Source organism: Methylobacterium sp. Leaf469, from assembly GCF_001424745.1.
Classification (GTDB): Bacteria; Pseudomonadota; Alphaproteobacteria; order Rhizobiales; family Beijerinckiaceae; genus Methylobacterium.
Genome location: NZ_LMRE01000046.1, coordinates 77,114 through 102,508 on the forward strand (window position 1 = coordinate 77,114; position 25,395 = coordinate 102,508).

Annotated in this window: 23 protein-coding genes; 7 read left to right on the forward strand and 16 right to left on the reverse strand. The window is 69.8% G+C overall.

Translation table 11 applies throughout. The features are described 5' to 3' along the window. Positions 1-26 precede the first annotated feature (26 nt). From ASG60_RS21370 to ASG60_RS21385, 4 genes are all read right to left on the reverse strand, one after another. A complete protein-coding gene (locus tag ASG60_RS21370; RefSeq protein WP_056387810.1) occupies positions 27-4,934 on the reverse strand; it encodes a malto-oligosyltrehalose synthase in 4,908 nt (1,635 codons plus the stop codon). After that, a complete protein-coding gene (treZ, locus tag ASG60_RS21375; RefSeq protein ID WP_056387813.1) occupies positions 4,934-6,745 on the reverse strand; it encodes a malto-oligosyltrehalose trehalohydrolase in 1,812 nt (603 codons plus the stop codon). Before treZ ends, ASG60_RS21370 begins: the two co-directional genes overlap by 1 nt. Before the next feature lie 185 nt (positions 6,746-6,930). Next, positions 6,931-9,027, reverse strand: coding sequence for a glycogen debranching protein GlgX (glgX, locus tag ASG60_RS21380; RefSeq protein ID WP_056387816.1), 2,097 nt, complete (start codon positions 9,025-9,027; stop codon positions 6,931-6,933). A 76-nt stretch (positions 9,028-9,103) separates the two neighbouring features. Further along, positions 9,104-10,525 (reverse strand): trehalose-6-phosphate synthase, encoded by a 1,422-nt coding sequence (locus tag ASG60_RS21385; RefSeq protein ID WP_056174763.1) that lies wholly within the window; start codon positions 10,523-10,525, stop codon positions 9,104-9,106. Positions 10,526-10,901: 376 nt separating this feature from the next. Here ASG60_RS21385 and ASG60_RS21390 point away from each other — a divergent pair, with 376 nt between their 5' ends. The 7 genes from ASG60_RS21390 to ASG60_RS21420 all read left to right on the forward strand — a co-directional run bounded on the left by ASG60_RS21390 (position 10,902) and on the right by ASG60_RS21420 (position 15,521). Next, positions 10,902-11,516, forward strand: a complete 615-nt coding sequence (locus tag ASG60_RS21390) for a hypothetical protein (RefSeq protein WP_244476740.1) — start codon at positions 10,902-10,904, stop codon at positions 11,514-11,516. 10 nt (positions 11,517-11,526) lie between these two features. After that, a complete protein-coding gene (locus ASG60_RS21395; protein ID WP_056174762.1) occupies positions 11,527-11,922 on the forward strand; it encodes a phage holin family protein in 396 nt (131 codons plus the stop codon). After that, positions 11,919-12,314: a DUF3618 domain-containing protein gene (locus ASG60_RS21400; RefSeq protein ID WP_056174760.1), complete on the forward strand. Its 396-nt coding sequence runs from the start codon at positions 11,919-11,921 to the stop codon at positions 12,312-12,314. Before ASG60_RS21395 ends, ASG60_RS21400 begins: the two co-directional genes overlap by 4 nt. A gap of 47 nt (positions 12,315-12,361) precedes the next feature. After that, positions 12,362-13,060, forward strand: a complete 699-nt coding sequence (locus tag ASG60_RS21405) for a hypothetical protein (protein ID WP_082531863.1) — start codon at positions 12,362-12,364, stop codon at positions 13,058-13,060. A gap of 100 nt (positions 13,061-13,160) precedes the next feature. Beyond that, positions 13,161-13,883, forward strand: a complete 723-nt coding sequence (pxpB, locus tag ASG60_RS21410) for a 5-oxoprolinase subunit PxpB (protein WP_056387819.1) — start codon at positions 13,161-13,163, stop codon at positions 13,881-13,883. Further along, positions 13,880-14,929, forward strand: coding sequence for a biotin-dependent carboxyltransferase family protein (locus tag ASG60_RS21415; RefSeq protein ID WP_056387821.1), 1,050 nt, complete (start codon positions 13,880-13,882; stop codon positions 14,927-14,929). The genes pxpB and ASG60_RS21415 overlap by 4 nt, the downstream gene beginning before the upstream one ends. A gap of 40 nt (positions 14,930-14,969) precedes the next feature. Continuing rightward, on the forward strand, positions 14,970-15,521 hold the full coding sequence (locus tag ASG60_RS21420; protein WP_056387824.1) for an alpha/beta hydrolase: 552 nt from the start codon (positions 14,970-14,972) through the stop codon (positions 15,519-15,521). Here the strand turns inward: ASG60_RS21420 and ASG60_RS21425 are convergent. The 12 genes from ASG60_RS21425 to ASG60_RS21480 all read right to left on the reverse strand — a co-directional run bounded on the left by ASG60_RS21425 (position 15,505) and on the right by ASG60_RS21480 (position 25,254). Further along, positions 15,505-16,563 carry a TIGR01620 family protein gene (locus tag ASG60_RS21425; protein WP_056358015.1) on the reverse strand — a complete coding sequence of 353 codons (1,059 nt, stop codon included), beginning with the start codon at positions 16,561-16,563 and terminating at the stop codon, positions 15,505-15,507. The two genes, ASG60_RS21420 and ASG60_RS21425, sit on opposite strands and share 17 nt — an antisense overlap. Before the next feature lie 7 nt (positions 16,564-16,570). Next, on the reverse strand, positions 16,571-18,010 hold the full coding sequence (locus ASG60_RS21430) for a YcjX family protein (RefSeq protein WP_056387827.1): 1,440 nt from the start codon (positions 18,008-18,010) through the stop codon (positions 16,571-16,573). Positions 18,011-18,110: 100 nt separating this feature from the next. Then, positions 18,111-19,370: a hypothetical protein gene (locus ASG60_RS21435; RefSeq protein ID WP_056174749.1), complete on the reverse strand. Its 1,260-nt coding sequence runs from the start codon at positions 19,368-19,370 to the stop codon at positions 18,111-18,113. A 78-nt stretch (positions 19,371-19,448) separates the two neighbouring features. After that, positions 19,449-19,973, reverse strand: a complete 525-nt coding sequence (locus ASG60_RS21440) for a histidine phosphatase family protein (protein ID WP_056387830.1) — start codon at positions 19,971-19,973, stop codon at positions 19,449-19,451. Positions 19,974-19,983: 10 nt separating this feature from the next. After that, positions 19,984-20,964: an aldo/keto reductase gene (locus ASG60_RS21445; RefSeq protein WP_056387833.1), complete on the reverse strand. Its 981-nt coding sequence runs from the start codon at positions 20,962-20,964 to the stop codon at positions 19,984-19,986. A 79-nt stretch (positions 20,965-21,043) separates the two neighbouring features. Then, complete coding sequence (locus ASG60_RS21450) at positions 21,044-21,355, reverse strand: type II toxin-antitoxin system RelE/ParE family toxin (RefSeq protein ID WP_056387836.1); 312 nt, start codon at positions 21,353-21,355, stop codon at positions 21,044-21,046. Next, the gene (locus ASG60_RS21455; RefSeq protein WP_244476741.1) at positions 21,345-21,674 is read right to left on the reverse strand and encodes a type II toxin-antitoxin system ParD family antitoxin; all 330 of its coding nucleotides are present in this window, start codon (positions 21,672-21,674) and stop codon (positions 21,345-21,347) included. The genes ASG60_RS21450 and ASG60_RS21455 overlap by 11 nt, the downstream gene beginning before the upstream one ends. Before the next feature lie 50 nt (positions 21,675-21,724). Beyond that, complete coding sequence (locus ASG60_RS21460) at positions 21,725-22,576, reverse strand: MoxR family ATPase (RefSeq protein ID WP_056174741.1); 852 nt, start codon at positions 22,574-22,576, stop codon at positions 21,725-21,727. 119 nt (positions 22,577-22,695) lie between these two features. Then, positions 22,696-23,097: a DUF2442 domain-containing protein gene (locus ASG60_RS21465; protein WP_056387838.1), complete on the reverse strand. Its 402-nt coding sequence runs from the start codon at positions 23,095-23,097 to the stop codon at positions 22,696-22,698. Beyond that, positions 23,090-23,320, reverse strand: a complete 231-nt coding sequence (locus ASG60_RS21470) for a DUF4160 domain-containing protein (RefSeq protein ID WP_056387839.1) — start codon at positions 23,318-23,320, stop codon at positions 23,090-23,092. The genes ASG60_RS21465 and ASG60_RS21470 overlap by 8 nt, the downstream gene beginning before the upstream one ends. 66 nt (positions 23,321-23,386) lie before the next feature. Beyond that, on the reverse strand, positions 23,387-24,037 hold the full coding sequence (locus tag ASG60_RS21475) for a hypothetical protein (RefSeq protein WP_056174735.1): 651 nt from the start codon (positions 24,035-24,037) through the stop codon (positions 23,387-23,389). Continuing rightward, positions 24,034-25,254, reverse strand: a complete 1,221-nt coding sequence (locus ASG60_RS21480) for a hypothetical protein (RefSeq protein ID WP_056357998.1) — start codon at positions 25,252-25,254, stop codon at positions 24,034-24,036. The genes ASG60_RS21475 and ASG60_RS21480 overlap by 4 nt, the downstream gene beginning before the upstream one ends. Between the last annotated feature and the right edge of the window lie 141 nt (positions 25,255-25,395).

Here is a 25,395-nt window from a genome sequence, read left to right on the forward strand (position 1 = left end):
GCAGGGGGGAGGGTTGTGAAAGGCGTTTAAGCCGTCCGCTTCAGGACCGCGTAGGGCAGACGCGCGAACAGGCGGTCGAGTTCGATTCGTCCGTCCGTCGCCTCGGCGGTCTCCCCGGTGACGAGGTCGATCCAGGCACTTTCAGCCATCACCGGCAGGTATGTTCCAGCGAACCCCGCCCCGCTCCACACCGCATCCCCGACGAGGTCGGAAACGAGGCGCGGCACGGCCACCAGAAGGTCGCCCGTGCCACTCGTCGCATCCGAACGTGTGAACGCGATGACATGGGCGGCGCGCCCGCCGGTCGGCACCACGGCCTGATAGTCCGCCTCGGCGTAGAAGGCCGGCCGCTCGGTGCGGTCGGCGAGCAATCGGGCGAGGGTCGCCTGCTTCACCCGTCCGTCGCTCCAATGCGCCAGGAGGTCGGCGACGTCGCCACCCTGTTCGAGGGACCGGGCCAGCGCCGGATAGTCCACCGGGCGACGATTGTCGGGATCGACGAACGAGAAGTCCCAGAACTCCGTGCCCTGGTAGGTGTCGGGCAGGCCCGGCAGGGTCGCCTTCAGCACCGTGCGGCCGAGGCCCGCGATCATGCCGAGATGCGCCAGACGCTTGGCGAAGGGCCGCATCCGCGCCAGGAACTCCGACCCCAGGACCACGAGCTTGGCGAAGAGGGCGTGGACGGCGCCCTCGTAGGATTCGTCGACGTTGACCCAGCTCGACCGGCGCTTCGCCTCGCGCAGGGCTTTTTCGGAATAGGCGTCGAGGCGCGTGCGGAAATCCTCAATGGCCGCGGGCTCGTCGTCGTCAAGCAATTCCAGCGGCCACGCGCCCAGGATCGCCTGGAAGAACATCCACTGGTCGTTGGCATCCGGCACCGCCTCGCCGTCGATGGTGGTGAGGTGCGGCCCGGCCAATTCCCGCCACGTGGTCCAGGCCTCGGCCCAGTCCCCGGGCATCTCCGAGAGGGCGAGCAGGCGCGAGCGGGCGTCCTCGCCCCGCTTGGTGTCGTGCGTCGCCGTCGCGATCATGGCGTTGGGCCAGTCGCGGGCCCGGGCCGCCTGGAGGGCGTGGAAATGCTCCGCGTCGATGCCGTACTCGCCCGGATCGCCGCCGACCTCGTTCAGCGCCAGCAATTCGGAGAAGCGGTAGAACAGCGTGTCCTCCAGGCTCTTCGCCATGACCGGGCCGGTGAGCTGCTGGAAGCGGCGGCGGAAGCGCAGGATCACCGCCGGATCGGGGCGGCCTGGTCCGGTGACGTCGATGCGGCCCAGCATGGCGTCGGCGGCGAAGTCGTGCACGGAGCGGTCCGGCAGGGCGCTCCAGCGCTTGGCCTTCTTCACCGCGTTCTCGATGAGGCGGACATCCTCGTCCTCGACGTCGCTCTCGTCGAGGTCACCCGGCAGATAGCTGCGATAGGTGGGGAAACGCGCGATGATCTCGATGAGCGCCCGACGGATGGCGTTCACCGAAAAGTCGCGGGTGCGTCGGTCGGCATCCGCCACGGCCTTGAGGTCGGAGGTCATCACCTCGAGTTCCGAAGCGAAGCTGATCTCGAGGATCTCGGCCTTGGCGGCCCGCAGCTGGAACTTGTAGGCCTCGTCGAAATGCGTACGCGCCTCGTAGAGATCGCGGATCGCCGCTTGCTTGCTCCTGTCGACCAGGATGCCGTCGAGCTGGTTCAGCACGTCGTAGCCGGTGGTGCCGGCGACGGGCCATGGCCGCAGGCGCTCGCCGGGCTCCAGAATCTTCTCCACGACGACGTAGAAGCCGGGGCCGACGGCGGCCTGCAGGGCGCGGGCGTAGCCCTGCGGATCGGCCAGACCGTCGATGTGGTCGATGCGCAGCCCGTCGATGCGGCCTTCGCGGATATGGCGGAACACCGTCTCGTGCGAGCGCTGGAACACATCCGACTTCTCAACGCGCAGGCCCGCGAGCCCGTTCACGTCGAAGAACCGGCGATAGTTGATGTCGCTCGCCGCCACCCGCCAATGGGCGAGCCGGTAGGATTGCTGTTCCAGCAGGCGGTGCAAGGGCCCGAAGCTGTCGGGATGGCCCTTGGCGCCGTTCAACAGGCGAAGGGTCCGCCCGATGGCCTCCGCGATGGCGGGCGACGCCGCCACCGCTTCGACGAGGCGCTCCTTCAGGTCCTCGGCCTCGGCCGGGAAAGCCATGCGGCGTTCCGCATTGGTCTCCTCGCCCATGAGGCGCAGGCGTTCGGAGATCCCCAGCACTTCGAGGGCCGCAGCGTCCTCGATGTCGCCCAGCGCCGCCAGCGAGCGGTTGAGGATGGTCGGATATTGCTGCGGGCAGATCGGGAATTCGTGCTCGTAGTGCCAGACGCTAAAGGCGCCTTTCTGCGGGTCGAACTTGAGTTCGAGCGTACCCTTCTCCAGGGCCTCGCCGTAGCGGTCGCCGAGGAACGGCACCACGAGCTTGTTGTTCGCGCCGAGGCGCGACCAGTCGATGTCGAACGCGTCCGCGTGGGGCGACAGGCCGCCCCATTCGAGCACCGAGAGCCACCACGGATTGTCGGCCCCGCCGACGCCCATGTGGTTCGGAACGATGTCGAGGAGCAGCTTCAGTCCGGCCGCGTGCAGGGTCTCGGAGAAGCGCACGAAGCCTTCTTCCCCGCCGAGCTCCGGGTTGATGGTGGCGTGATCGACGATGTCGTAGCCGTGGGTCGAGCCCGGCCGTGCCTTCTGGATCGGCGAGGCGTAGACGTGGCTGATGCCGAGCTTCGCCAGGTACGGAACGATCTTTTCCGCGTCCGCGAAGGTGAAGTCCTTGTGGAACTGCAGGCGATAGGTGGCGCGCGGCGGGGCCGAGGCGAGGCGCGCGGCACCCGAGCGCGGCCCGCGTTCCTCGGCCGCCAGGGAGGCGGCGAGCTTGGCCAGCGGCCCGCCCGGGGCCGCGATGGCCTCGAGGGTCCGGTCGAGCTTGCGCCGCCAGTTCGGGTAGCCCTCCGTCGAGCCCGGCACGTTGGCCTGAGACAGTTCGGAGACCACGTCCTCGTACTGCACGGCGGTCAGCATCGACGGCGCGCGGGCGAGGTAGCGCGCGGCGGCCTCCAAGGGCGCGGCTTCCGGCGGATCGTAGCTCGGCAGCAACTGCTCGGCGGCCAACGCCTCGGTGAGGCGGGTGCGCTCGTCAACGCGCTCGCGCCGCTCGGCGTCGGCGCGCTCGGAATCGTAGAGGCCGAGCGCCTGGCGGGTGTCGGTGTCGACGCCGCGCCACCAGCCGAGGAAGGTCGGCAGGTCGTGGGTGGTGATGGCCGTCAGCGCCTCGCGCGGATAGGCGGCCGGCGGCTTGAAGCGGGCGCCCTGCTCGCGCTCGAAGGCGAGGATGCGGTAGCTCAGGATTCCGGCCTGCATCAGGGCATCGGAGAAGCCCTCGGGTGCCGTGCCGAGATCCTCGGCGATGACGAGGCACTTCGCCCGGTGGCTCTCGAGGCGCAGCACGGCCAGCATCGGCTCGAACGGCATCGCCACGTAGGCGCCGGCCTGGGCCGTGGCGCCCAGCGGGATCAGGAACAGGCGGGCGAGCTGGAACGCGTGGTCGATGCGGATGGCACCGGCGTGGCGCATGTTCGCCTGGACCAGCGCCCGGAAGGCGGCGAGCCCGTCCCGCTCCAGTTCCAGCGGATGGAAGGCCGGGAGGCCCCAATCCTGGCCCTTCGGGGCGAGCAGGTCGGGCGGGGCGCCGATGGAGACGCCGTTGGCGAAGCGCTCGGGGTGGGACCAGATCTCGGACCCGCCGCGATCGGCGCCCACGGCGAGGTCGCGGTAGAGGCCGAGACGCATGCCGGTGCCCAGCGCGATCTCGGATGCCTCTTCGAGCTGCCGGTCGGCGAGGTACTGGAGCCACACGTGATAGGTCACGGCCTCGGCGTGCTCGACCGCGAAGGCCCGCACGGCCTCGGTGCCGTTGCGCTGGAACTCTTCCGGCCAATCGCCGAGCCATTGGGCGCCCTGGCCCTGGAAATGTTCGGCCAGCGCCTCGAACGTGCCGTGGGCTTCGAGATCGGCCCCCCCGGCGGTGCGGAAGGCGGCAAAGCGCGCATCGGTGCCGTCGCGGACGGCGGATTCCTGCCACAAGGCGCGGAGCACCGGCGAGAGCACGCCCCAGATACCGGCGTGGTCGACGAGCTTCGATTCGCGCAGGGCCTCGACGCGCGCGGACATGGAATCGAGGAGGGCGGCCGCCTTCGAGCCGACGAAGCCCGGCAGGACACCGGGCTCGATGAACAGGGTCTCGAGGAACAGGCGCGAGGACGGCGAATAAGGCGATATCTTGGTGCGGTCGGTGGCGAACAGGGCGTGGACCGGGCTGAGGCCGAGGAACGACGCGCCGCGCAGGCCGGCGTCGCGGGCGGCCCGCCCGGCATCCGCGTAGGAGCCGATGCCGAGGTTGTCCGGCGAGCGCAGGCCGTAGAGCTGGGCCGCGAGCCCCCAATCGCGCGCACCCTCGTCCGCATAGGCGCGCGGACGCCAGCAGCGCTGCGGCGCGGCGATGACCCAGGACTCGGCGCGGTGCTCGCCGAGGGTCGCGGTCAAACGGTGGTAACCGGGCGTGAGCGGGGGAAGCTCGAAGCCGGCGTCACCTGAGGCCGAAACCGCGACGCGGCCCTCGCGGACATGGCCGCGCTCGTCGACGAGGCGCCACGCCAGGGTGCCGGCCGACGACGCCCGCAGGGGTACCCGCGTGGCCCGTCGGGCCTCGACCGGCAGGAGCGACGGAACCAGGCCCTCGCGGACCGCCATCACTTCCGCGAGACTCCCGGCGATCTCGGCATCGGTGCCCACCGGGAAGCCGAGGGCGGCGATCATGCCGGCCCGGGTCTCCAGGCTCGTCTCGACGGGCTGCCCGAAGGCGTCGGTGTAGCCGGGGGCGACGCCGAGGAGATCGGCGAGGCGTTCGAGGTCGCGGCTCATCAGTTCACACCCGTCAGGAAGATGCCCGTCCAAGACGGGAGTTCGATGGTCTGCCCGGTGACGACGTCGGCGCCGTTGCACCAGACGATCTGGCCGCCGCCGCGCGCCGTCTGGAGCGGCGCGTCGCCGAAGTTGGCAACGAAGCGAAGCCAGCCGCCGTCGTAGCGCCACGTGCACTCCACGGCGTCCGGACGCGGCAGGGAAGCCGTTGCTCCCCGATAGGCGGTCTTGGTGAGCGGCACGACGGTCTGATGCCGGATCTGCAGCAGGTTGCGGGTGTCGGCCCAGACCCCGCGATGCGGCGCACGCTCGATCTCCGACCAGTCGATCCGCGAATCCGTGAAGGTCTTCTCCTCCGTCGGATCGGGAATCACCGAGGTGTCGTCCGCGAACGCCGCGAAGCTCTTGAACTCGCGCCGCCGGCCCTCGCGGACGGCCTTGTTCAACTCCTCGTCCGGCGCGAAATCGACGAAGAACAGGAACGGCGCCGTCGCCGACCACTCCTCGCCCATCCACAGCATCGGTATCTGCGGGCTGAGCAGCAGGCCGGCGCGGGCGAGGGCCAGCTTGGCCGGGTCCGAGAGCGCGCTCAGGCGCTCGCCGAGGGCCCGGTTGCCGACCTGATCGTGGTTCTGCAGGAAGGTGACGAAGGCCGACGGCGGCAGATGCGCCGAGGGTTCGCCGCGCGGGTGGTTGTCGAGGGTCGGGAACGGCTCGCCCTGGTAGGCGAAGCCCTCCGACAGGCAGCGGGCGAGATGCGCGACGGGTTTGTCCGCGAAACTCTCGTAGTAGCCGGCCTCTTCGCCCGTCAGCAGCACGTGCCAGCAATGGTGCAGGTCGTCGGCCCATTGCGCCGTGTGCTGGACGGGCTGGCCGTCGTCCTTGCGCTCCAGCCACTTGGCCTGATTGGCCTCGTTCTCCAGCACCAGATGGATGTGGCGGCCGGGCAGACGCGCCCGGATGGTCTCGGCGAGCTCACCGATGAAGTGTTTCTCGGAATCGTCGAGGATGGCGTGCACCGCGTCGAAGCGCAGGCCATCGAAGTGGTACTCTTCGAGCCAGTACAGGGAATTCTCGATGAAGAAGTCCCGCACCGTCCGGCCGCTGGTCTCGCCGTCGAAGTTGATGCCCGCACCCCACGGCGTCTGGTGCCGCTCCGTGAAGAACGTCTTGGCATAGGCGTGGAGGTAGTTCCCGGCCGGCCCGAAGTGGTTGTAGACCGCGTCGAGGAAGACCATCAGGCCGAGCGAATGCGCCTTGTCGACGAGGCGCTTGAGATCGTCGGGGCGGCCATAGGCACCGTCCGGCGCGTAGGGCAGCACGCCGTCGTAGCCCCAGTTGCGGGTGCCCTTGAAGTCGGCCAGCGGCAGAAGTTCGATGGCGGTGACGCCGAGGTCGCGCAGCTCCTCGAGCTTGCCTTCGAGGGCCGCGTAGGTGCCCTCTCGCGTCGCCGTCCCGACATGGAGTTCGTAGAGGACGGTTTCCTCCCACGGACGTCCGGTCCAGTCGGAATCGCTCCAGTCGAAGCTGCGCGGGTCGATCACCTCGCTCAGGCCGGACACGTCGTCGGGCTGAAACCGCGACGCCGGGTCGGGCACCACGAGATCGTCGTCGATGCGGTAGCCGTAGCGTGCCCCGGCTTTCACGCCCGGCAGGGTGACGCGTCGCCAACCCTCGCCGGCATCCGGGATGTCGTGGTCCGTCCCATCGACCACCAGGGCGACGCTCTGTGCCGTGGGGGCCCAGAGGGCGAATCGCACGCCGTCTTTTCCCGCCTCGCCGCCGAAGGCCATCGCATGGGCTCGCCGCATTGCGGTTCGTCTTTCGTGATCACGTGAGGGGCGACGGGCGGACGCAGCCGCCGACCCTTCAAAAGGCTACGGGCCGCGCTCTGGTTCCATCGTTTCGAGGTAAGGCGGACCCGCGCTCCGGCAACCGCCCACCCCAAGAGAATTGTGCGGTGCGGGATCGGTTCCTCGACCAAGTGGACGTGGCCTTAACGCCCGTACGTCGCCGGTCGTGTCCGCAGGACATAGAGCGCACGCGGCTCGAGATGCACGCGCGCCCCGGCCGGAAACAGGGTCTGCCCTTCGGGTACGGCACCGGTCGCCCGTGTGGTGTCGAACATCAGGCTCCAGGGTCCGTCGATGATCGGCGCGAGGGTGAAATCGCACGGGGACTCGGCGGCATTGACGAGGAGCAGGAGGCGGTCGGCATCGGGCAGATCATTGCCGATCTGCATGCCGAAAGTCTGGCGGCCGTCGTCGGCCCAGGCCGCGCCATCCATCTCCGCCCCGCAGGGCGACAGCCAGTGCACGTCGCGCAACGGGCCCTCACCGACGGTACCCCCGGTGAGGAAATCGCGTCGGCGCAGGGCCGGCTGCTCCCGGCGCAGGCGGGTGAGGTTCGCGACGAAGGCCGTGAGCGCCGGATCGGGGTCGCTCTCCCAATCGACCCAGTTCGTGGCGTTGTCCTGGTTGTAGGCGTTGTTGTTCCCATTCTGGCTGCGCGAGCGCTCGTCGCCCATGAGCAGCATCGGCACGCCCTGCGCCAGGAAGATCGTGGCGAGGATGTTGCGCTTCTGGCGGGCGCGTACCGATAGAATCGCGGGATCGTCGCTCGGACCCTCGACGCCGTAATTGCGCGTGAGGTTGTGGCCGTGGCCGTCGCGGTTGTCCTCGCCGTTGGCGAGGTTGTGCTTGTCCTCGTAGGCGACGACGTCCGCGAGGGTGAAACCGTCGTGCGAGGCGGCGTAGTTGATGCTCGCCAGCGGCGTGCGGCCGGAGGCGGCAAAGATCTCGCGGGAGCCCGACAACCCCTGCGTGACCTTCGACAGCACGCCCGGGTCGCCGCGCCAGAACCCGCGCACGCTGTCACGGAACTGGTCGTTCCACTCGCTCCAGCCGCGCGGATAGGCGCCGAGCTGGTACCCGCCCTGGCCGATGTCCCACGGCTCGGCGATCATCTTGACCCGCGAGAGGACCGGATCCTGGGCCACGGCCTGGAAGAAGGCAGCCTTCGCCGAGAAATCGTGCGGTACGCGCCCAAGACTGGTGGCGAGGTCGAAGCGGAAGCCGGCGACGCCGTAGGCCGTCACCCAGTGGCGCAGGGAATCGAGGGTGAGCTGCATCACCCGGGGATGGTCGAGGTCGAGGGTGTTGCCGCAGCCGGTGCAGTCGATCTCCCGGCGCGGGTTGGACGGGTCGAGCTTGTAGTAGCTCGCGTTGTCGATGCCGCGGAACGACAGGGTCGGGCCGGAATGGTCGGCCTCGGCCGTGTGGTTGTAGACCACGTCGAGGAACACCTCGATCTCGGCCGCGGCCAATTCGCGGATCGCCGCCTTGAGGCCGCCGATCCCGGCCGGCCCGCGATAGCGCGGATCGGGGGCGAAGTAGTTGAGCGGCGAGTAGCCCCAGAAATTCACCAGCCCCTTGTCGACGAGGAAGCGGTCGTCGGCGAAGGCCTGGATCGGCAGGAGTTCGACGGCGGTGACGCCGAGCTTCAGCAGGTGCTCGATGATCGCCGGATGGGCCAGGGCGGCGTAGGTGCCGCGCGCGGCCTCGGGAACGTCGGGGTGGAGCTGCGTCAGCGCCTTGACGTGGGCCTCGTAGATCACCGTCTGCGACACGGGCCGGCGCACGGGGTGGATGGCGAGGTCGGGCACCTCCGGCGCGGTGACGACGCCGCGCGGCGTGTAGGCGGCACTGTCGCGCCGATCGATCTGGTCCTCGCGCAGGAGGCCGCGGCGGTGGCCGTAGAGGGCGTCGTGCCAGCGAATACGGCCCTGGATCTCGCGGGCGTAGGGGTCGAGGAGGAGTTTCGCCGGATTGAACCGGTGCCCACGCGCCGGGTCCCACGGTCCATGCACGCGGTAGCCGTAGAGCTGCCCGGGAAACACCCCGCGCAGGTGCCCGTGCCAGACATCGTCCGTGCGGCAGGGGAGCCGGATACGACGCGTCTCGAGCCGCTCGCCCGGCTCGAACAGGCACAGGTCCACGGCGGTGGCATTCTGGGAGAACAGCGCGAAGTTGACGCCGCGGCCGTCGAAGTGGGCCCCGAGCGGCGCAGGCACGCCGTCGTCGAGGCCGATCATGCTGTCAGTCACAGAAACGTCCGGGATAGGGAGAGCCAGACGAGCGGCAGCCGCTCGTCATGGGGGCCTGCAAGGCTTATTCCGCAGCGGCCGCCGTGCGGGTCGGCTCACGCTCCACGCTGCGAAAATTCTCCAGCTCGGTCATGAAGTTGCGCGCCCACCAGTCGACGTCCTCGCGCGTCATGCGCTCGACCATCGGCTTCCACCGCTCCAGGCGTTCGCCACGTGGCATGTAGAGGGCCGTACGGATGGCCTCGGCCACCTCGAACCGGTCGTAGGGATTGACGAGCAGCGCTTCCGGCAGCTGCCGCGCGGCGCCGGCGAACTTCGACAGGACCAGCACACCCGGATCCTCGTCGGACTGGGCGACCACGTACTCCTTGGCGACGAGGTTCATGCCATCGCGCATCGGCGTGACGAGACCGACGCGGGCGGCGCGGTAGAGACCGGCGAGCACCGGCCTCGGATAGGCCTTGGTGACGTACTGGATCGGGGTCCAGTTCGGTTCGCCGAGCGCCCCGTTGATCTCGCCGACGGTCTCGTTCACCTCGCGGCTGAGATCCTCGTACTCGGGGACCTCCGTGCGCGATTTCGGCGTGATCTGGATGTAGACGACGTTGCCGCGCTGGTCCGGGTTCGAGGCGAAGAAGCGCTCCACCGCCTCCATGCGCTCGGGCACGCCCTTGGAATAATCGAGGCGGTCGACGCCGATGAGGAGCTTGCGGGTGCGCAGGCCCGCCATGGTCTCGCGCACGGTGCGGTTGGCGCCGGCATTCTCCGCCGCTTCCTTGAAGCCCGCCACATCGATGCCGATGGGGAAGCTGCGGATGCGGGTCCGGCGTCCGTCCACCATCAGCGAGCCGCCGCCGAGGGGAATGGCGCGCAGCTCGTCGATGAGGTTGCGGGTGAGGTTGTGGACGTCGGGGTCTGTCTGCAGGCCGATGAGGTCGTAATCGGCGATGCCGCGCAGGAGGTCGTTGCTCGCCGGCAGGGTGTTGAACACGTCCGCCGCCGGCCACGGGATGTGGTGGAAATACCCGATGGGGTTGGCGATGCCGAGGCCGCGCAGCTCGGAGGCGAGCGGCAGCAGGTGGTAATCGTGCACCCAGATGATGTCGTCGGGCTGGATCAGGTCGGCGAGCGCCCGGGCGAAGATCCGGTTGACGCGCTGGTAGCCGGCATAGTCCGATCGGGAGAAGGCGCCGAGGCCGAGCCGGTAATGCATGATCGGCCACAGGGCGCGGTTGGCGAACCCGCTGTAATATTCCCGGTGATCCTGGGGCGAGAGATCGACGACGGCGTATTGCACCCGCCCCCGGTCGATCAGAGTCGGCTCCGTCGAGGGATTCTCGACGACGTTGCCGCTCCAGCCGAACCAGAGACCTTCATAGGCCGTGAAGGCCTCCTTGACGGCAACGGCGAGACCACCGGCCGCCACGGCCTTGCCCCCATCCTCGGGGACTGCAACGCGGTTCGATACGATGACGAGACGTGCCACGAAGCCGGCTCCGGTCCTCAGGGCGCTGCGCGGGAATCGCGCGCGCTCAGACTGATACAGTGGGTGAACGCGCGGAAGCCGAGCGCGATCCGTTGCTCGCAGCCAAGCGCGTTAAGACTGGTGCGGTCAAGGGGCACTCAACCCGGCCTCACGGCAAAATACGCAAGCCGGCCGGCTTAGGCCAGACCGGTCGACCCCCCACTCCCACGTTCGGAACTATCGCCACTGTCATGCCCTCCGGCCAAGCTTTCCCTAACCTAGGCGAATCGAGCTGAACACGGACTGACACGCCCGCCGCGGCCGTTCGGAACCCTGTCTCCGCACACGCTGTTGAACTGCGGCAACAGCGCATCGATCAGCGCCGAGGAGTAATACCGTGACCATCAATCAACCCACAGGATCGCCCGCCACAGGATCGCCCGCCACAGGATCGCCCGCCACAGGACCGCTCGGCGCCGAGTCCGCCGCGACGCGCGAGACGGCGGATTGGAAGGCCCTGCGCGGCGATGTCGAGGGGATCGCCGACGTGGCGGTGGAGCGCGGCCGCGGCTTCGTGTCCGCCGCGCGCGGACACGCGGAAGAGTATGTCGAGCGCCGCAAGGGCGACGCCGCCCAGTCGGTCAACGACCTCGCCCGGACCGTGCGGGATTCGAGCAAGACCTTCGAGGACCGTCCCAACATCCGTGCCTTCTTCGACAGCGCGGCGGAGGGCCTCGAGCACCTCGGCACGCAGATCGAGAACAAGAGCTTCTCGGAATTCTACGAGGACGCCGAGGCGCTGGCCCGTCGCGCACCCGTGGCCGTCGCGGTCGCCACCTTCGTGACCGGCTTCGTGGTGGCGCGCTTCATCAAGTCGTCGAGCGTGTCGGCGGTGCGTGATCTCGATCGCGACCTCGATTTACGCGATGCGCCGATCCGGGACGGCTCGCTTCGTGGCGGAACCCTCCGCGACGTGCCCGCCCCCGGGCTTCAGCGCGATCACGGCGTCTGAGGCGGCGCGCATGTCGAACGGACCCAATTCCAGCATCCAGGGCCTCATCGGCGACGCCCTGCGCGAGACCAATGAACTCGCCCGCAAGGAAATCGCCCTCTTCCGCAACGAGATGACGAGCAACGTGCGCTCGCTCTTCGTCGGGCTCGGGCTCCTCGTCGGTGCCGCCGTGTTCGGCGTCGTCGCCCTGTTCGTCCTCGTGGACGCCCTGGTGAAATGGCTCGCCACGGTGGTGCATTCGGAAGCGCTGGCCGCGCTCATCGTCGGCGGCGTGCTCCTCGTCGTCGCGGTGGTCCTCGCCCTCGTCGGCCGAAACGCCATGTCGCTCTCGACCCTCGCTCCCGTGCGGACCTCGCGTCAGGTCCGGCAGGATGCCCGTGCGTTGTCTGAAAGGGTCTCCGGATGAGCGGATCGTTGAACGAACTGGAGAAGGACATCGAGGCGAGCCGCGCCCGCCTCGACCAGACCATCGACCAGATCCAGGAACGGCTCTCGGTGTCGAGCATCGTCGACGAGATGCTCGGCAACGCGCGCCGCACGCCCCTGAGCGGGGTCTACGACGGCGCCCTCGACGCCGTGCGCCGCAACCCCGTGCCGGTCCTGCTCATCGCCGCCGGCGTGGGTTGGCTACTCCACCGGATGTCGTCCGACGCGGCCTCCGCCGTTGTGGCCCGACGCCGGGTGCGCCAGGCCGATGACGGCCTCCCCGTCGTCCAGACCGGTGCCGACCGGGTCTACGATCCCGACCTGCCGACGCGCCATCCCGTCAAGGATCTCGGCCAGGAAACCCAGATCTGAATCCGATCCGGGCCGCCGACGCGGCCAACCCCTACGAGGAACCTGCCATGACCCATTCCCCCAAGCCCGGCGACGAATCCCGCTCCCTGCCCGACGACATCGCTCTCAAGGCCGGTATGCCCCGCGGCCACTTCGACGATCGTCCGTCCGCGTCGGGTGTCGACGACCTTCGCTCCGGCGACCTGCAGTCCCGAGCCGGTGACCTGCGCGACGCCGCCCTGGAAACCGCAGACGACCTGACCAACCGCGCCGCCGGGATCGCCGGGGACGTACGCGCACGGGTCAGCGACACGGCTCAGGATCTGCGCGACCGGGCCTCCGGAGCCTACGGCGATGCCCGGGACTGGGCTTCGGACGCCCGCGACACCGGCCGCCGCCGCATCGGCGACCTCACGGACCGGGGGACCGAGCGTTTCCGCGACGGCCGCTCGGCGGTCGAGGATTTCGTCACGGAGAATCCGCTCCTCGTCGGCGTCGTCGGCCTCGCCGCCGGCCTTCTCATCGGCGCGCTCCTGCCGCGCACGCGCCGCGAGGACGAGACCGTCGGTCCGTGGGCCGACGAGGTTCGCGACCAGGGCTTGCGTTACGCCCGCGATGTGACCCATCGGGGCCGTGAATTCGTTGCCAGCGCCCTCGACCCCGAGAATCTCCAGGCCGCTGCCCAGCGCGCCACGGCTCCCGAGGGTTCGACGGCGTCCAGCGAATCCTCCGCCTCCCGCGAAGGGTCGGCTACACGTCCGCACTGACCCGCGTTCGCCTCGGAGGTCGATGGCCGGGGTGGTGTCCGCAAGGGCGCCACCCCTCTATCGTTTGAGACGATCCCCCGGTGCGTGAGGCTGTGGACCCGTGACTCCTCCGGCGATCCGCCTGCTCTGGTGCGGCGATACGGCCCTGACCGTCGAGTTCGGTGACCGGATCGATCCAGCCCTCAACGCGGCGGTGCTCGCCCTCGACGCCCGAGTACAGGCCGCGGACCTGCCCGGCATCGTCGAGACGGTGCCAACCTACCGGTCGCTGACGATCCACCTCGACCCGCTCGCTGTGGATCCTGCCAGTCTGGAGACGGCCCTGCTCGATCTGGCCGGACGTCCCGCGCCCATTCGACCACCCGCCCGGGTCTGGCGCGTGCCCGTCGTCTATGGCGGGGCGTTCGGGATCGACCTCGACGCCGTGGCCGCGCAGCACGGCTTTTGCCCGTCCGCCGTGGTCGAGCGGCATGCCGCGCCCGAGTACCGGGTGGTGATGATCGGGTTCCTGCCGGGCTACGCCTATCTCGACGGTCTCGACCCGAGCCTCGCCCTGTCGCGCCGAGCGAGCCCGCGTCCGACGACGCCGGCGGGCACCATCTCCATCGGTGGCGCCCAGGCCCTCGTCGCCAGCATCGCGGCGCCGAGCGGATGGCACCTCCTCGGTCGCACGCCCGTGCGTGCCTTCCTGCCGGGGCGCGATCCGGTGTTCCTGTTCGAGCCTGGCGACGGCATCCGGTTCGTGCCAACCGACCCCACCCGCTGGGACGAACTCGACCGTGCGGCGGCGGCCGGCGAACCCGTGGCCGAGGTGGAGCGGTGAGCGCCCGTCTGGTCGTCGAGGCCTGCACGGGCGCCTCGAGTTTCCAGGATGGTGGCCGGCACGGCTACCAGCGCCAGGGCCTGTCCGGCTCCGGTCCCATGGACAGGCTGGCGCTGGCAGCGGCCAACGCCCTCGTGGGCAACGCGTTGGGGATCGTCGCCCTCGAACTCGGCTTGGGCGGCGGGCGCTTCCGCCTGGAGGGCGGCGACCTTTGGATGGCGCTCGCCGGCGCGCCCTGCGCCCTGCGGGTCGACGGCGTGCCGGTGCCCGACCATCGGGCGTTTCCCCTGAGCGAGGGATCGACCCTCGCCATCGATGCGCCGCGCCGGGGCGTGTTCGCCTATCTCGCCTGCGCGGGCGGGTTCGCCGTGCCGTCGATCCTCGGCAGTGCCGCCCTCCACCAGCGCGCCGGCCTCGGCGGTCTCCATGGCCGTGGCCTGCGCACCGGTGACGTCATCGACGGCGAGAATGCGTCCCGCGGTGAACTGGGGTCGTTCGGCATCCCGGGATCCTTGGATCCCCTGCCCCTCGAAACGGATGCCCCCGTGCGGGTGGTTCTCGGTCCGCAGGCGGACCGGTTCACCCCCGAAGCCGTCGCGCTGTTCACCGATGCGGCCTTCGCCGTCTCCCATCGGGCCGACCGGATGGGCATCCACCTCGATGGGCCCGCCCTCGCCCACGGACCGCACGGTTACAACATCGTCTCGGACGCCACTGTGATGGGCTCCGTGCAGGTGCCGGGCAGCGGCCGGCCCATCGTGCTCATGGCCGATCGGCAGACCACCGGCGGCTACCCGAAGATCGCCACGGTGATCTCGGCCGATCTTCGAAGAGTCGCCCAGCGCCGGCCGGGCGAAGCGATCCGGTTCCGGGCGATTCCCTTGGCCGAGGCCTTCGCCCTGGCGCGCGAGCGGGCCGCCCGCACGGCCGCCCTCCCCGGGGCGGTCCGGGCCCATGCGGCCTCGGCGGGGGATCGGCTCGCGGGGGCCAACCTCGCCGGGGCGGCCGTCGATGCCTTCGCCGATCCCCTGTGCGACGGGCCGTGAAGGCTCGACGGGTCCGGACCGACGCGGTATCGCGATGCCCATGAAGATCGGCGATTGCGACATCCTCATCCTGCCGGGCTATGCCGGCTCCGAAGACGGCCACTGGCAGGCCCGCTGGGCCGAGCGCCTGTCCACCGGCCGCATCGTCGAGCAGGACGATTGGCACCATCCCAACGCCCCGGCCTGGCGCGCCCGCATCGTCGCCGCCGTGGCGGAGGCGACGCGCCCGGTCCTCATCATCGCCCACAGCCTCGGCGTGGTGGCGGCCGTCCAGGCGGCCCCGGACTTCCCGCCCGGCGTGGTGCGGGGCGCGATCCTGGTGGCGTTTCCCGATGTCGAGACCACGCCGAACCTGCCGGCGAGCGTCACCGCCTTCGCGCCGGTGCCGCGCGATCCCCTGCCCTTCCCGTCCCTGGTGGTGGCGAGCCGCAACGATCCCTACTGCACCTACGAGCGGGCCGAGGATTTCGCCTATGCGTGGGGCGCCGTCGTGGTGGATGCGGGCGAATCCGGCCACATCAACGTGGCCTCGGGCCATGGCCCCTGGCCGGAGGGCCTGATGCGCCTCGCCGGGTTCATGAAGACCCTCTGACGCCGCCCTCCTCCGCCGCCTCGGCGGACTTGAACAGGGAGCCCGCCACGTCGGACAGGCGCGGCGCTGCCTCGCGCACGAACGGCAGGGGCCGGCAGACCGCGAGGGCCGCGAGGCCGAACCGGGCGGTCATCAGGCCGTTGAGCACACCCTCCCCGAGCTTGGCCGAAACCTTCGCCGCCAACCCCAGCCCGAGGGCCTGCTGGATCATGCTCTCGCCCACCGCCATGCCGCCCGTCACGGTGAGGTGGGCCAGCGCCGAGCGGGCGAGCCGCAGGAAACCGAGGAAGCCGGGGCGCCCGCCGTAGATGGTGGCGATCCGGCGCAGCAGCCGCACGGCGGCGAAGATCACGAACGCCACGTCGACGATGGCGCGGGGGCTGAGCGCCGTGACGCCCGAGACCTGCTTCGCCGCCGTCGCGATGGCCTGGCGGGCCTGCCGGTCGAGGGGGGCCAAAAGTTCGTGTTCGGCGAGCCCGAGGCGGTCGTCGACGTCGAGGATGGCGTCGCCCAGGGTGTCGAGGCGGGTCCGCCCGGCCGCCAGGGCCGCCCGTCCGGCATAGAGGGCGCTGAGATCCCGCACCACCGCCTGAGCCGCGCTGTGGTCGCGGGCGGCGAGCGCCTCGACGGCTCTGGCCCGCAGACGCTCGATCTGCCGCTCGCGCCAGATCCCGGACAGTTCGCGCACGACGAGTCCCAGAAGGCCGAGGGCGGCGACTCCGAGGAGAACCAGCGCGACGGCGCCGAGCCACGGGGCGGCGCTGAACAGGTCGGCGATGAGCCGCTCGACGGAGAGGCCGACGCCGAGCGACACGAGGCCGCCCAGCGCCACGAGCAGCATCGACAGCCATGGTGCGCGGGATTTCGGCGCCACCGGAACGGGCGTGCCGTCGGCGGCCTCGACGATCTCGAACGGCTCCTCGACGATGCGGACTTGGGCAGGCGAAGCCGAGGGCGGCACGAAGCCCTCGGCCACCCCGGCCGGTTCAGCGGCGGGGATGCGGAAGGCGCGGGGGCGGTTCGGCGGGGGCGTGGAGGTCATGCGGGCCTCAAGAGAGCTTGTCGCCGAGGAGAAATTGCATCGCCCGGTCGAGGCGGATCTGCGGCAGGTGACCGGGGCGTCCGAGGGCGTCGGGCTTCACCAGGGGTGGGCGAAAGCGCGGGAAACGTAGGGAGCCGGGCGGCACCGCGCCCTCCAGCACCGCCTCGGGTCGCTCGGGGAGTTCGCCGGGGAAGATCGCCGCCTCGCTCAAGCCGTCGAAGGTCTCGTCGCCGACGGATTCACCGGCCTCCGGCGTGCCCGAGACGGCGCGGAGCACTTCCGGCCCGTCGTGGATCGTGGTCTCGCGGGTGGCGCGCACGGAGGCGAGGGCCACGGTGCCGACGCGGGCGCCCGCGGCCTCCGTCCGGCGCATGGCTCGCGACACGAGGAGGCGCAGGAGCGCGTCGAGGCGGTCGTGACTGGTCTGGTGGAGATGGTCCGCCTTCGTCGCGGCGAACAGGATGCGCTCGGCGCGCGGCGCGAACAGCCGCGACAGGATGGTGTTGCGGCCGATGCGGAAGCTGAGGAGCACGGAATCCAGCGCCTCCTCGAGCTCCGCCAGGGCGGCCGGGCCGGCATCGACGGCGGCGAGCACGTCGACCAGCACGATCTGCCGATCGACCCGCTGGAAGTGGTTGCGGAAGAACGGCTCGACCACCTTGGCCTTGTAGGCCTCGAAGCGCCGCTCCATCAGCCCCGCGAGACTGCCGGGATCGAGGGGATCCGTGAGGTCGTCCAGCGGCGCGAAGGTCAGGGCCGGCGAGCCGGCGAGGTCCCCCGGCATGAGGAACCGACCCGGCGGCGTGGTCGCCACGGATTCCGGCCCGGCCCTGAGGGCGGAGAGGTAGGCCTTGAACGCCGTGCTGGCGCGCTCGGCCACCATCTCGTCGAGCGGCGCCCTCGGGTCGAGGCCCTTCAGGGTGTCGAGCCAGGGGGCGGCCATGGCGGCGCGACCGCTGCGGCGGGTGCCTGAGATGGTGGCGCGGGACCACGCCGTGTAGCTCTGGTCGATGAGAGCGAGGTCGAGGAGCCATTCGCCGGGATAGTCGACGACGTCGAGCATCAGGGTGCCCGGCCCCGAGCGCCAGCCGCCCTTGCGCTCGTACTCGATGGCGAGGCGGAACTGGCTGATCCGGTCGGTGGAGCGCGGCCACAGGCGGTCCCGCGTCAGGGCCGTGACGTGCTCCTCGAAGGGAAAGCGCGGCAGGTCGTCGTCGGGCTGGGGCACAAGGCGGGCGCGACGCAGGCGGCCCTCGTGGGCCGGGGCGAAGGCCGGCAGGGCATGGGCCTCCACGAGGTGGTGGATCAGGGCCGTGGTGAACACGGTCTTGCCCGAGCGGGCGAGGCCGGTGACGCCGAGCCGGAGCGTCGGCTGGATCAGGAGGTCGCTCGACGCCTCGGCGAAGGCCTTGACCGCGGAACCCGCACGCGCGGCAAAGCTGTTCATGAACGACTCGATGGTGGGCGGGGAGAAACAGCGGGAAGTCCAACAGAAGATCCGGCAGGGCTGAAGTGGCGCCGGGGCACCCGGCCCGCAAGGTCACGGCTCACGGCGTCGGGGCCGGCGGGCCGATGGCCGCCAGGGTTCCGGCATCCAGGCGGGCGACGGCCGCGTCCACGAGGGCCGGGCCGGCCCGCAGGGTGCCGAGCTCGACGTTCGACATGGCGAGCATCACCGCGCGCAGGGCGGGCAACGGGCGCCCGTCCGGCCCGAACAGCTTGAGATCGTCCTCGACCTTCAGGCCGACACTGCCGGCGATGCGCGCGGCGTAGTTGCGGATGCGGGTCTCGTCGTTGCTGCACAGGGGTGCCGGCACGGTGAGATCGAGGGGGCGCAGGGCGCCGAGGCCCGCGGCAATGGGCGGGAGCGCGGCGGATTCCGTGACGAACCGCTTCTGCAACTGAGCTGTCGCAGTCTCCACCGCACGGGTCGCGTTGCCCAGGACCGCACTCGGTTCGACGAGGAGCACCGACGGCTTGGCAATCAGGACGGACTGTTTCACCAGGAGTTCGGAGGGGCGGACCAGTAGCCCGTGCCGCGGCGTGGGGGCCGGTCCGGCCGCGATGGAGCCCTGGACCCTGGAGCTTCGGCCTCCGTTAGCCTGGGCTTTCGGAGCCGGTCCTCTCGCGGGCTGAGCCTTGCGATCCGGTGCCGGCGGCACCCGTCCGCCCATCCGCGCCAGGGGCGACCACGGCTGGACCCTGAGGGGGCCGCCGCGTGATGCCAGCGCCCGGCGCGGCATCCCCGCCCGGGTGTTGCGGGCGAGGAAGCGCGCCCGAAGGGTTCCGCCGAGGCCGCGCGGCGCCACCGGACCCGACACCCGCGGGCTTGCGGCAGGCGTGCCCCGGCATTCCGCGGGAGCCCAGCGCCTGACGATGGAAAGGGCCGTGCGCCGGTTGAGATCGCGGTAATAGCGTCGAAGCAGGCCGGCCGCCGCATCCGCGCCGTCGGCGGCGGTGGCGAAGCCCGTATGGCCTTCGGCATCGGCGCCGATCTCCCCGGACCAGCGCGCCGACTTGATGCACCAGTAGTTGTTGAGCTTGACGCAGCGGGCGACGAAGGCCGGCTCCGTCGTGGACCAGCGTGCCGCCAGGGCGAGGGAGACCGGGCGAAGTGCCTCGCCCGCCTCGATCCGCCAGTTCGAGACGGCACGGCTCTCGGGCACGAAGCGCGGCGCTTCCACGGGCTTCGCCGCGACGGCCGCCCGATCCCGCGCCGGTCCGGACAGACCTAGACGCACGGTTTCGAGGCCGCCCGCGATGGACGACGCCAAGCTTGTCAGGATCAGGAAGGATGCGAGGAGCACGACACGCGAAAAGCTTGACCGGGGATCGGGGAAACGGCCCGGCGCCGCAACGGTTCAATGAGAGGTGGAGGCTCGGGTTCAGGCCGCCTCGTCGGCATCGAGATCGCGGGGCGCCACGAAGCGCTCCAATCGCCCTGCGCCGGCGCGGACCTTGGCCCAGGTCTCGACGTCGAAATCCAGGACGGCCAGTGCCCCGGTGGGGAACCCCTCGGCGAGGCGGTCGCGCGCCGCGGCCGGGCCGGACCCGACGAGGCGAAGCGCCACGTTCTGCAGGCCGGGATTGTGGCCGACCACGAGGAGGCAGCGTGCCGAATCGGGCGTCGCGCGGACAACCTTCAAGAGGGCCGAGTCGGGCGCCTCGTAGATGTCCGGCACGATGGTCGCGTCCGGGGCACCCAGGGCGGCCTGCACCGGTTCCCAGGTCTCCCGCGTCCGACGGGCCGGCGAGACGGCCACGTGGTCGGGCCGCAGGTTCTCGGTCACGAGATAGCCGGCCATGAGCGGCGCGTTCCGCCGGCCGCGGGGGTTGAGGGGCCGGTCGAGGTCGATCACCCCGGCCGGGCGATCGGACTTGGCATGGCGCAGGAGCAGGACACGGAGCATCGTCGATCTCTCAGTTGAAGCCCACCACGGCGTGCGGAACGTAGGGACGCTCCAGGGTCGCCATCTCCTGGGGCGTCAGCGCGAGGTCGAGGGCCGCCGCGGCATCGTCGAGGTGCCCGGGCTTCGAGGCGCCGACGATGGGGACCGTCACGGGCGATTTCTGGGCGACCCAGGCCAGCGCCACCTGCGCCCGGGGAACGCCGCGCGCCTGCGCGATGGCCGCCACCGCTTCGACCACGGCGCGGTCGGCGGCTTCCGTCGCGTCGTAGAGGCGCTTGCCGACCAGATCCGTCTCCTGGCGGGCGCTCGACACGTCCCAGTCGCGGGTGAGACGCCCGCGTGCGAGGGGGCTCCACGGCAGCACGGCGATGTCCTGATCGGCGCAGAGCGGCAGCATCTCGCGCTCCTCCTCGCGGTGGAGGAGGTTGTAATGGTTCTGCATGGTCGAGAACCGCGTCCAGCCGTGGCGGTCGGCGAGGAACAGGGCCTTGGCGAACTGCCACGCATACATCGACGAGGCGCCGATATACCGGGCTTTCCCGGCCTTCACCACGTCGTGGAGCGCCTCCAGGGTCACCTCGATGGGCGTGGCGTAATCCCAGCGGTGGATCTGCAGGAGGTCGACGTAATCCGTGCCGAGGCGCGTCAGGCTGGCATCGACGGCGGCGAAGATCGCCTTGCGCGACAGGCCGCCGGCATTGGGACGGTCGCTGAGGCCGTAATAGCACTTCGTCGCGATGACGAGGTCGTCGCGGCGCGCAAATTCCTTCAGCGCCCGGCCGACGATCTCCTCGCTGGTCCCGTCCGAATAGTAGTTCGCCGTGTCGAAGAAGTTGATCCCCATCTCGACTGCCTTGCGCAGGAGCGGCCGGCTCGCCTCCTCGTTCAGGGTCCACGGATGGGGGCCGCGCTCGGGAATGCCGTAGGTCATGCAGCCGAGGCAGAGCGGCGAGACGTCGAGGCCGGTGCGGCCGAGTTTCTTCATCTTCATGGAAGCGGGTCCGCTGCTGGGGATGGAACGCGGCGATGGGCGCTATCTGGGTCGCGAAGGCGTGTTCGGAAGGGCTGCCTCAGAACAGACGTTCGAGATCGCGCCGCCCGTCGATGACGCGGACGATTTCCCCCGTGACGACCGGTCCCTCGTCGCGGTCGGGCGAGGTCTCGTACAGGATGAGAAACGGCGCTTCCACGAGAACCCGCGTCGACGGTCGAATGTCCGGTCGGCGTGGCCCCATGCGCGGATGGTCCATGAACTGCAGGGACCGGAGTTCGATGCGGTCGTAGATCCGTTCGGCGGCCAGCCTGTTCTCGGCGCAGATCGCGAGGTAATGGTCGAGCAGATCCTGCCGCACGAGGATCGACCAAACGACCTCAACCGGCATCGGACGTCCGGAAGCCTTGCGCGTGCGTGGCCGCGAGCCGGTCGCGGGCCTCGCGGCGAAGATCCTCGAAGTCCAGCTTGCCGTGCGTCCCAGCGGCCTTGCCGGCATCCCAGGCCCGCCGCAAATCCGCGACGTCCCGTTCGCCGCGAACGCGCCGGTCGGACCAAAGGCGCACGGCATCCTGCACGGCGTCGCTCATCGACGCGTACTCGCCAGCCTGCACGGCCGAACGAATCTGGGTCGCGAGGGGTTCGGGAAACGAGACCGTCACGCGCTCGCCCTCGGCCATTGCGATGCACTCCCACTCGGTGACGGCCATAGGTCCGCTGGAGGCACCTTAATTCCGAACGCGATCGGAGACGAGCGCCTTCAGCCGCTCCGCCCTTCCCGCCGCATCATGAAGGCGAGTTTCTCGAACAGGCTCACGTCCTGCTCGTTCTTGAGGAGCGCGCCGTGGAGCGGCGGGATCAGCTTGCGGCCGTCGCGCTCGCGCAGGGTCTCTGGCGTCACGTCCTCGGAGACGAGGAGCTTGAGCCAATCCAGCAACTCGGAGGTGGAGGGCTTCTTCTTCAGGCCCGGCACCGCGCGGGTCTCGAGGAAGACCCGCAAGGCCTCCTCGACGAGGCGGTGCTTGATGCCGGGGTAGTGGACTTCGACGATGGCTTTCAGCGTCTCGGCATCCGGGAACTGGATGTAGTGGAAGAAGCACCGGCGCAGGAACGCGTCGGGCAACTCCTTCTCGTTGTTCGAGGTGATGATGACGATAGGCCGGCGCTCGGCCCGGATCGTCTGCCCGGTCTCGTAGACGTGGAACTCCATCCGGTCGAGCTCGGTCAGGAGGTCGTTGGGGAACTCGATGTCGGCCTTGTCGATCTCGTCGATGAGCAGCACCGGCCGCTCGGGATGGGTGAACGCCTCCCACAGCTTGCCGCGGCGGATGTAGTTGCCGATGTCGGACACGCGCGGGTCGCCGAGCTGGCTGTCGCGCAGGCGCGAGACGGCGTCGTATTCGTAGAGCCCCTGCTGGGCCTTGGTGGTCGACTTGACGTTCCAAGTCAGGAGCGGCGCGCCCAGACCCTTGGCGATCTCCTCCGCCAGGACCGTCTTGCCGGTGCCGGGCTCGCCCTTCACCAGCAGCGGCCGCTCGAGCACGATGGCGGCGTTGACGGCTGTGGTGAGGTCGGAGGTCGCGACGTAGTCGGCGGTGCCGGAAAAGCGCATGGGGCGTCGGCTTTCTTCGGGAGATGCGTTCGAGAGAGGAGCCGCAGGGAAGGGCCAAAAGGCCCGTTTCATCGGGGCATACGGACAACGGAAGCTTCAGGACAGGACGGCCTTCCGCTTCAGGCGGATTTGCGCGGCCGGCCTCCCTTGGCCCCGTTCGCCCGCGAGGCCGAGGCTTTCGCCGCCGAAGTCGCGCGTCCCGCATGAGCGGCCATGAAAGCCCGGGTGCCGAAAATGCCGGCCAACAGGCCCGGTACGGACATGTCGACGTCGAGGTCTCCCCAATGGAGACCGTAACCGGCCCCAAGAAGCTCGATATCCGCGAGCGTATCGTCGTCCGCACTTTCCAGTCCTTGAACCAGGCGAGGCGGAAACGAGAACGTGCAACCGTTGGTCAGAACGATGACCACGTGGCCGTTCTGGCGATCGTAGGATGCGGACGCCGCGCGTGGTTCCGTCGATCTTGCGAGTCGGCCTCGCTCTAAAGCATCGGCGATCGCGTCATCGGCCAGGTCAACCATGGATCGTCCTCCAACGGGTGAGAAGACTGTTGCGTTGCTCGACGACGATCTTCATCGCTTTGCGAAGCTCGCCTCGCGTCATCCCCTCGGCCCAGACAAGAACAGGCTCCGGCACGAGATTAATCTTCGCATGTCCGTCGCCGAAAACGTGCACGTGAGCCGGTTCATGATCATCGATGAAGATGATCACCCGCATCCCACCCGAGCGAAAGACCGTGACCATCAATAACCCATCGCGATGGGTTATTGATCTATCAGTTGTCGCGGAACCGGTAAAGCCGGCGTGGTCTCACAGGGTCTTCCCGTCGTGCCACACGCAGTTCGAGGCCAGGATGCCGAGGTTCACGTCTGACTTCTGCGGCTGCGGCAGGGTCTTGCCGTCCATGGCGAGATCGATCTTGATCTCGACCTGGCCCTTGGCCTCGTTGGTGCGGCGGGAGAAGTAGCAATATTGCTGGAACGGCTGGTCCTCGTTGGCCCGGAAGTTCCAGCCGGTGACGATCTGGCCGTCCATGTAGGGCACCTGCTTGAACACCGTGAAGGTGGTGTTCACGATGGCCTTCGAGGCGGGCGCCGCGTCGTTGCCGAGCTGGGCCTTCGTCGGGGTCGGCGTGGCGGCGGGCTTCGGCATCCCGCCTTCGAGCTTGAGGACGTTGTCGGTGAGGGTGACCTCGCCCTTGGTCTTCAGGGTCACGTCGGAGAGGGCCGCCTGCATGGCGGCGGCGATCTTTTCCGCCGCCGTGTCGAACTGGTTCATCGTGGCGTAGCCGTAGGAGGCCGCGCCCAGACCGATGCCGGCGAGCGCGCAGAAGGCGCCGAAGCCCAGCGACCGAAACAGGAAGGCGCGGGCGGCGATGATCTTCGTCTCCGCGCGCAGGCGCCCGTTGACGTTCTGCGCCAGGACGACGTTTTCCGGCGTGCCGGTGGTGTGGATGCTCATGCGCCCGCTCCCGCGCTGGCCGGCAGGGTCACCTGGGCCGGCGGACGCCGGTCGATGGGAATGACTTCGCCGGAGGCGGCGTTCGCTTCACGCTGGGGCTCAGGTGCCTCGCGCGGGGGCTTGGGCTGGGCCAACCCGATCTCCTGCCGCAGGGCGTCGGTGATGGAGTCCAGCATGTAGGGCGTCGCCGCCGGATCGACGGTGGCGCCGAGGTCGTCCTCGTCCATGAAGGTCTTGCGGACCGAGACGGCGCAGAGGGCGAGGATCGTCGACGCGAAGGCGGCGCACAGGGCCGGCACGAACACGAAGATGCGCAGGAAGGCGTGCACCTGCGCATCCGTCACATCGATGGGATCGACCCCGTACACCATGGCGGTGAACGAGTGCAGCTGCGAGCGGTTGACCGAGTTGCGGTAGGCCTGCTCCGCATCCGCGACCTTGCGGTCGACCACACCCCGGTCGAGGGCGCTGCGGGCCTGCCGGGCCTCCTCCAGGGCTTTCGTCACGCCGGCGCGGTCGCTGCCCGCCTTGGCGACGCTGGCGTTGAGGGTCGCCGTGCGCGGGTCGGTGACGCATTTGAGGTTCGAGTAGCGCTGGCCCCGGCTGTTGGTGCCGGAGACCCGCTCGCAGCGCTGGGCCGGCAGGGCCGAGAGCTGGCTGGCGTTCTCCGCCGCGCGCTTCTCGATCTGGTCGAGTTCCGTGGTGTATTGCGTCACCCGGGCATCGGCCGCCGCGATCCGCCCATCGATGGTCGCCCGGTCGGCCTGCGCGTCCTTGAGGGCGGTCTTGGCCTTGGCCGCGTCCATGAGGCGGGGGTGGAACATCATCTCGCCGAGCTGCGAGACCGATTTCGTGGTCACGCCGGCGGCGAAGACGATGCCGATGATGGCCATGATCCGGATGGCGTAGGAGCGCTGCGTCCGCGCCAGGATGCCGAGCGGAACCCGGCACAGCTCCACCGCCGCGTAGACCAGCGGCGCGAGCAGCATGAAGTAGAACGCCTTCGAGTCGCCGTCGCTGTAGACCCCGGCGAACAGCCAGGCGCCCCACAGGGATGCGCCGATGACCATGAACTCCACCAGGTAGGCGATGCCGACGTAGCCCCACTTGATGCGGTAGCCCTTCTCGACGTGGCGCTCGTGGGTCCACCGGTCGGATTCCCGACGCCATTCGCGTCGCTCGCGCTGGACATCCCGGCTGGGCGGCGTCTTTCGCATGGGGCACTCGTGTCTCGAAACGCGACGAACGTGGGACTTAACATTCCGTTACGCCCCCGGCTAAGCGGCCATTGTGCCGATTTTGCGCCGCGCTGTGGGGTGCGTCTTCGGTGCAACTCTGCCGGGCGTCGGTTTCGACGA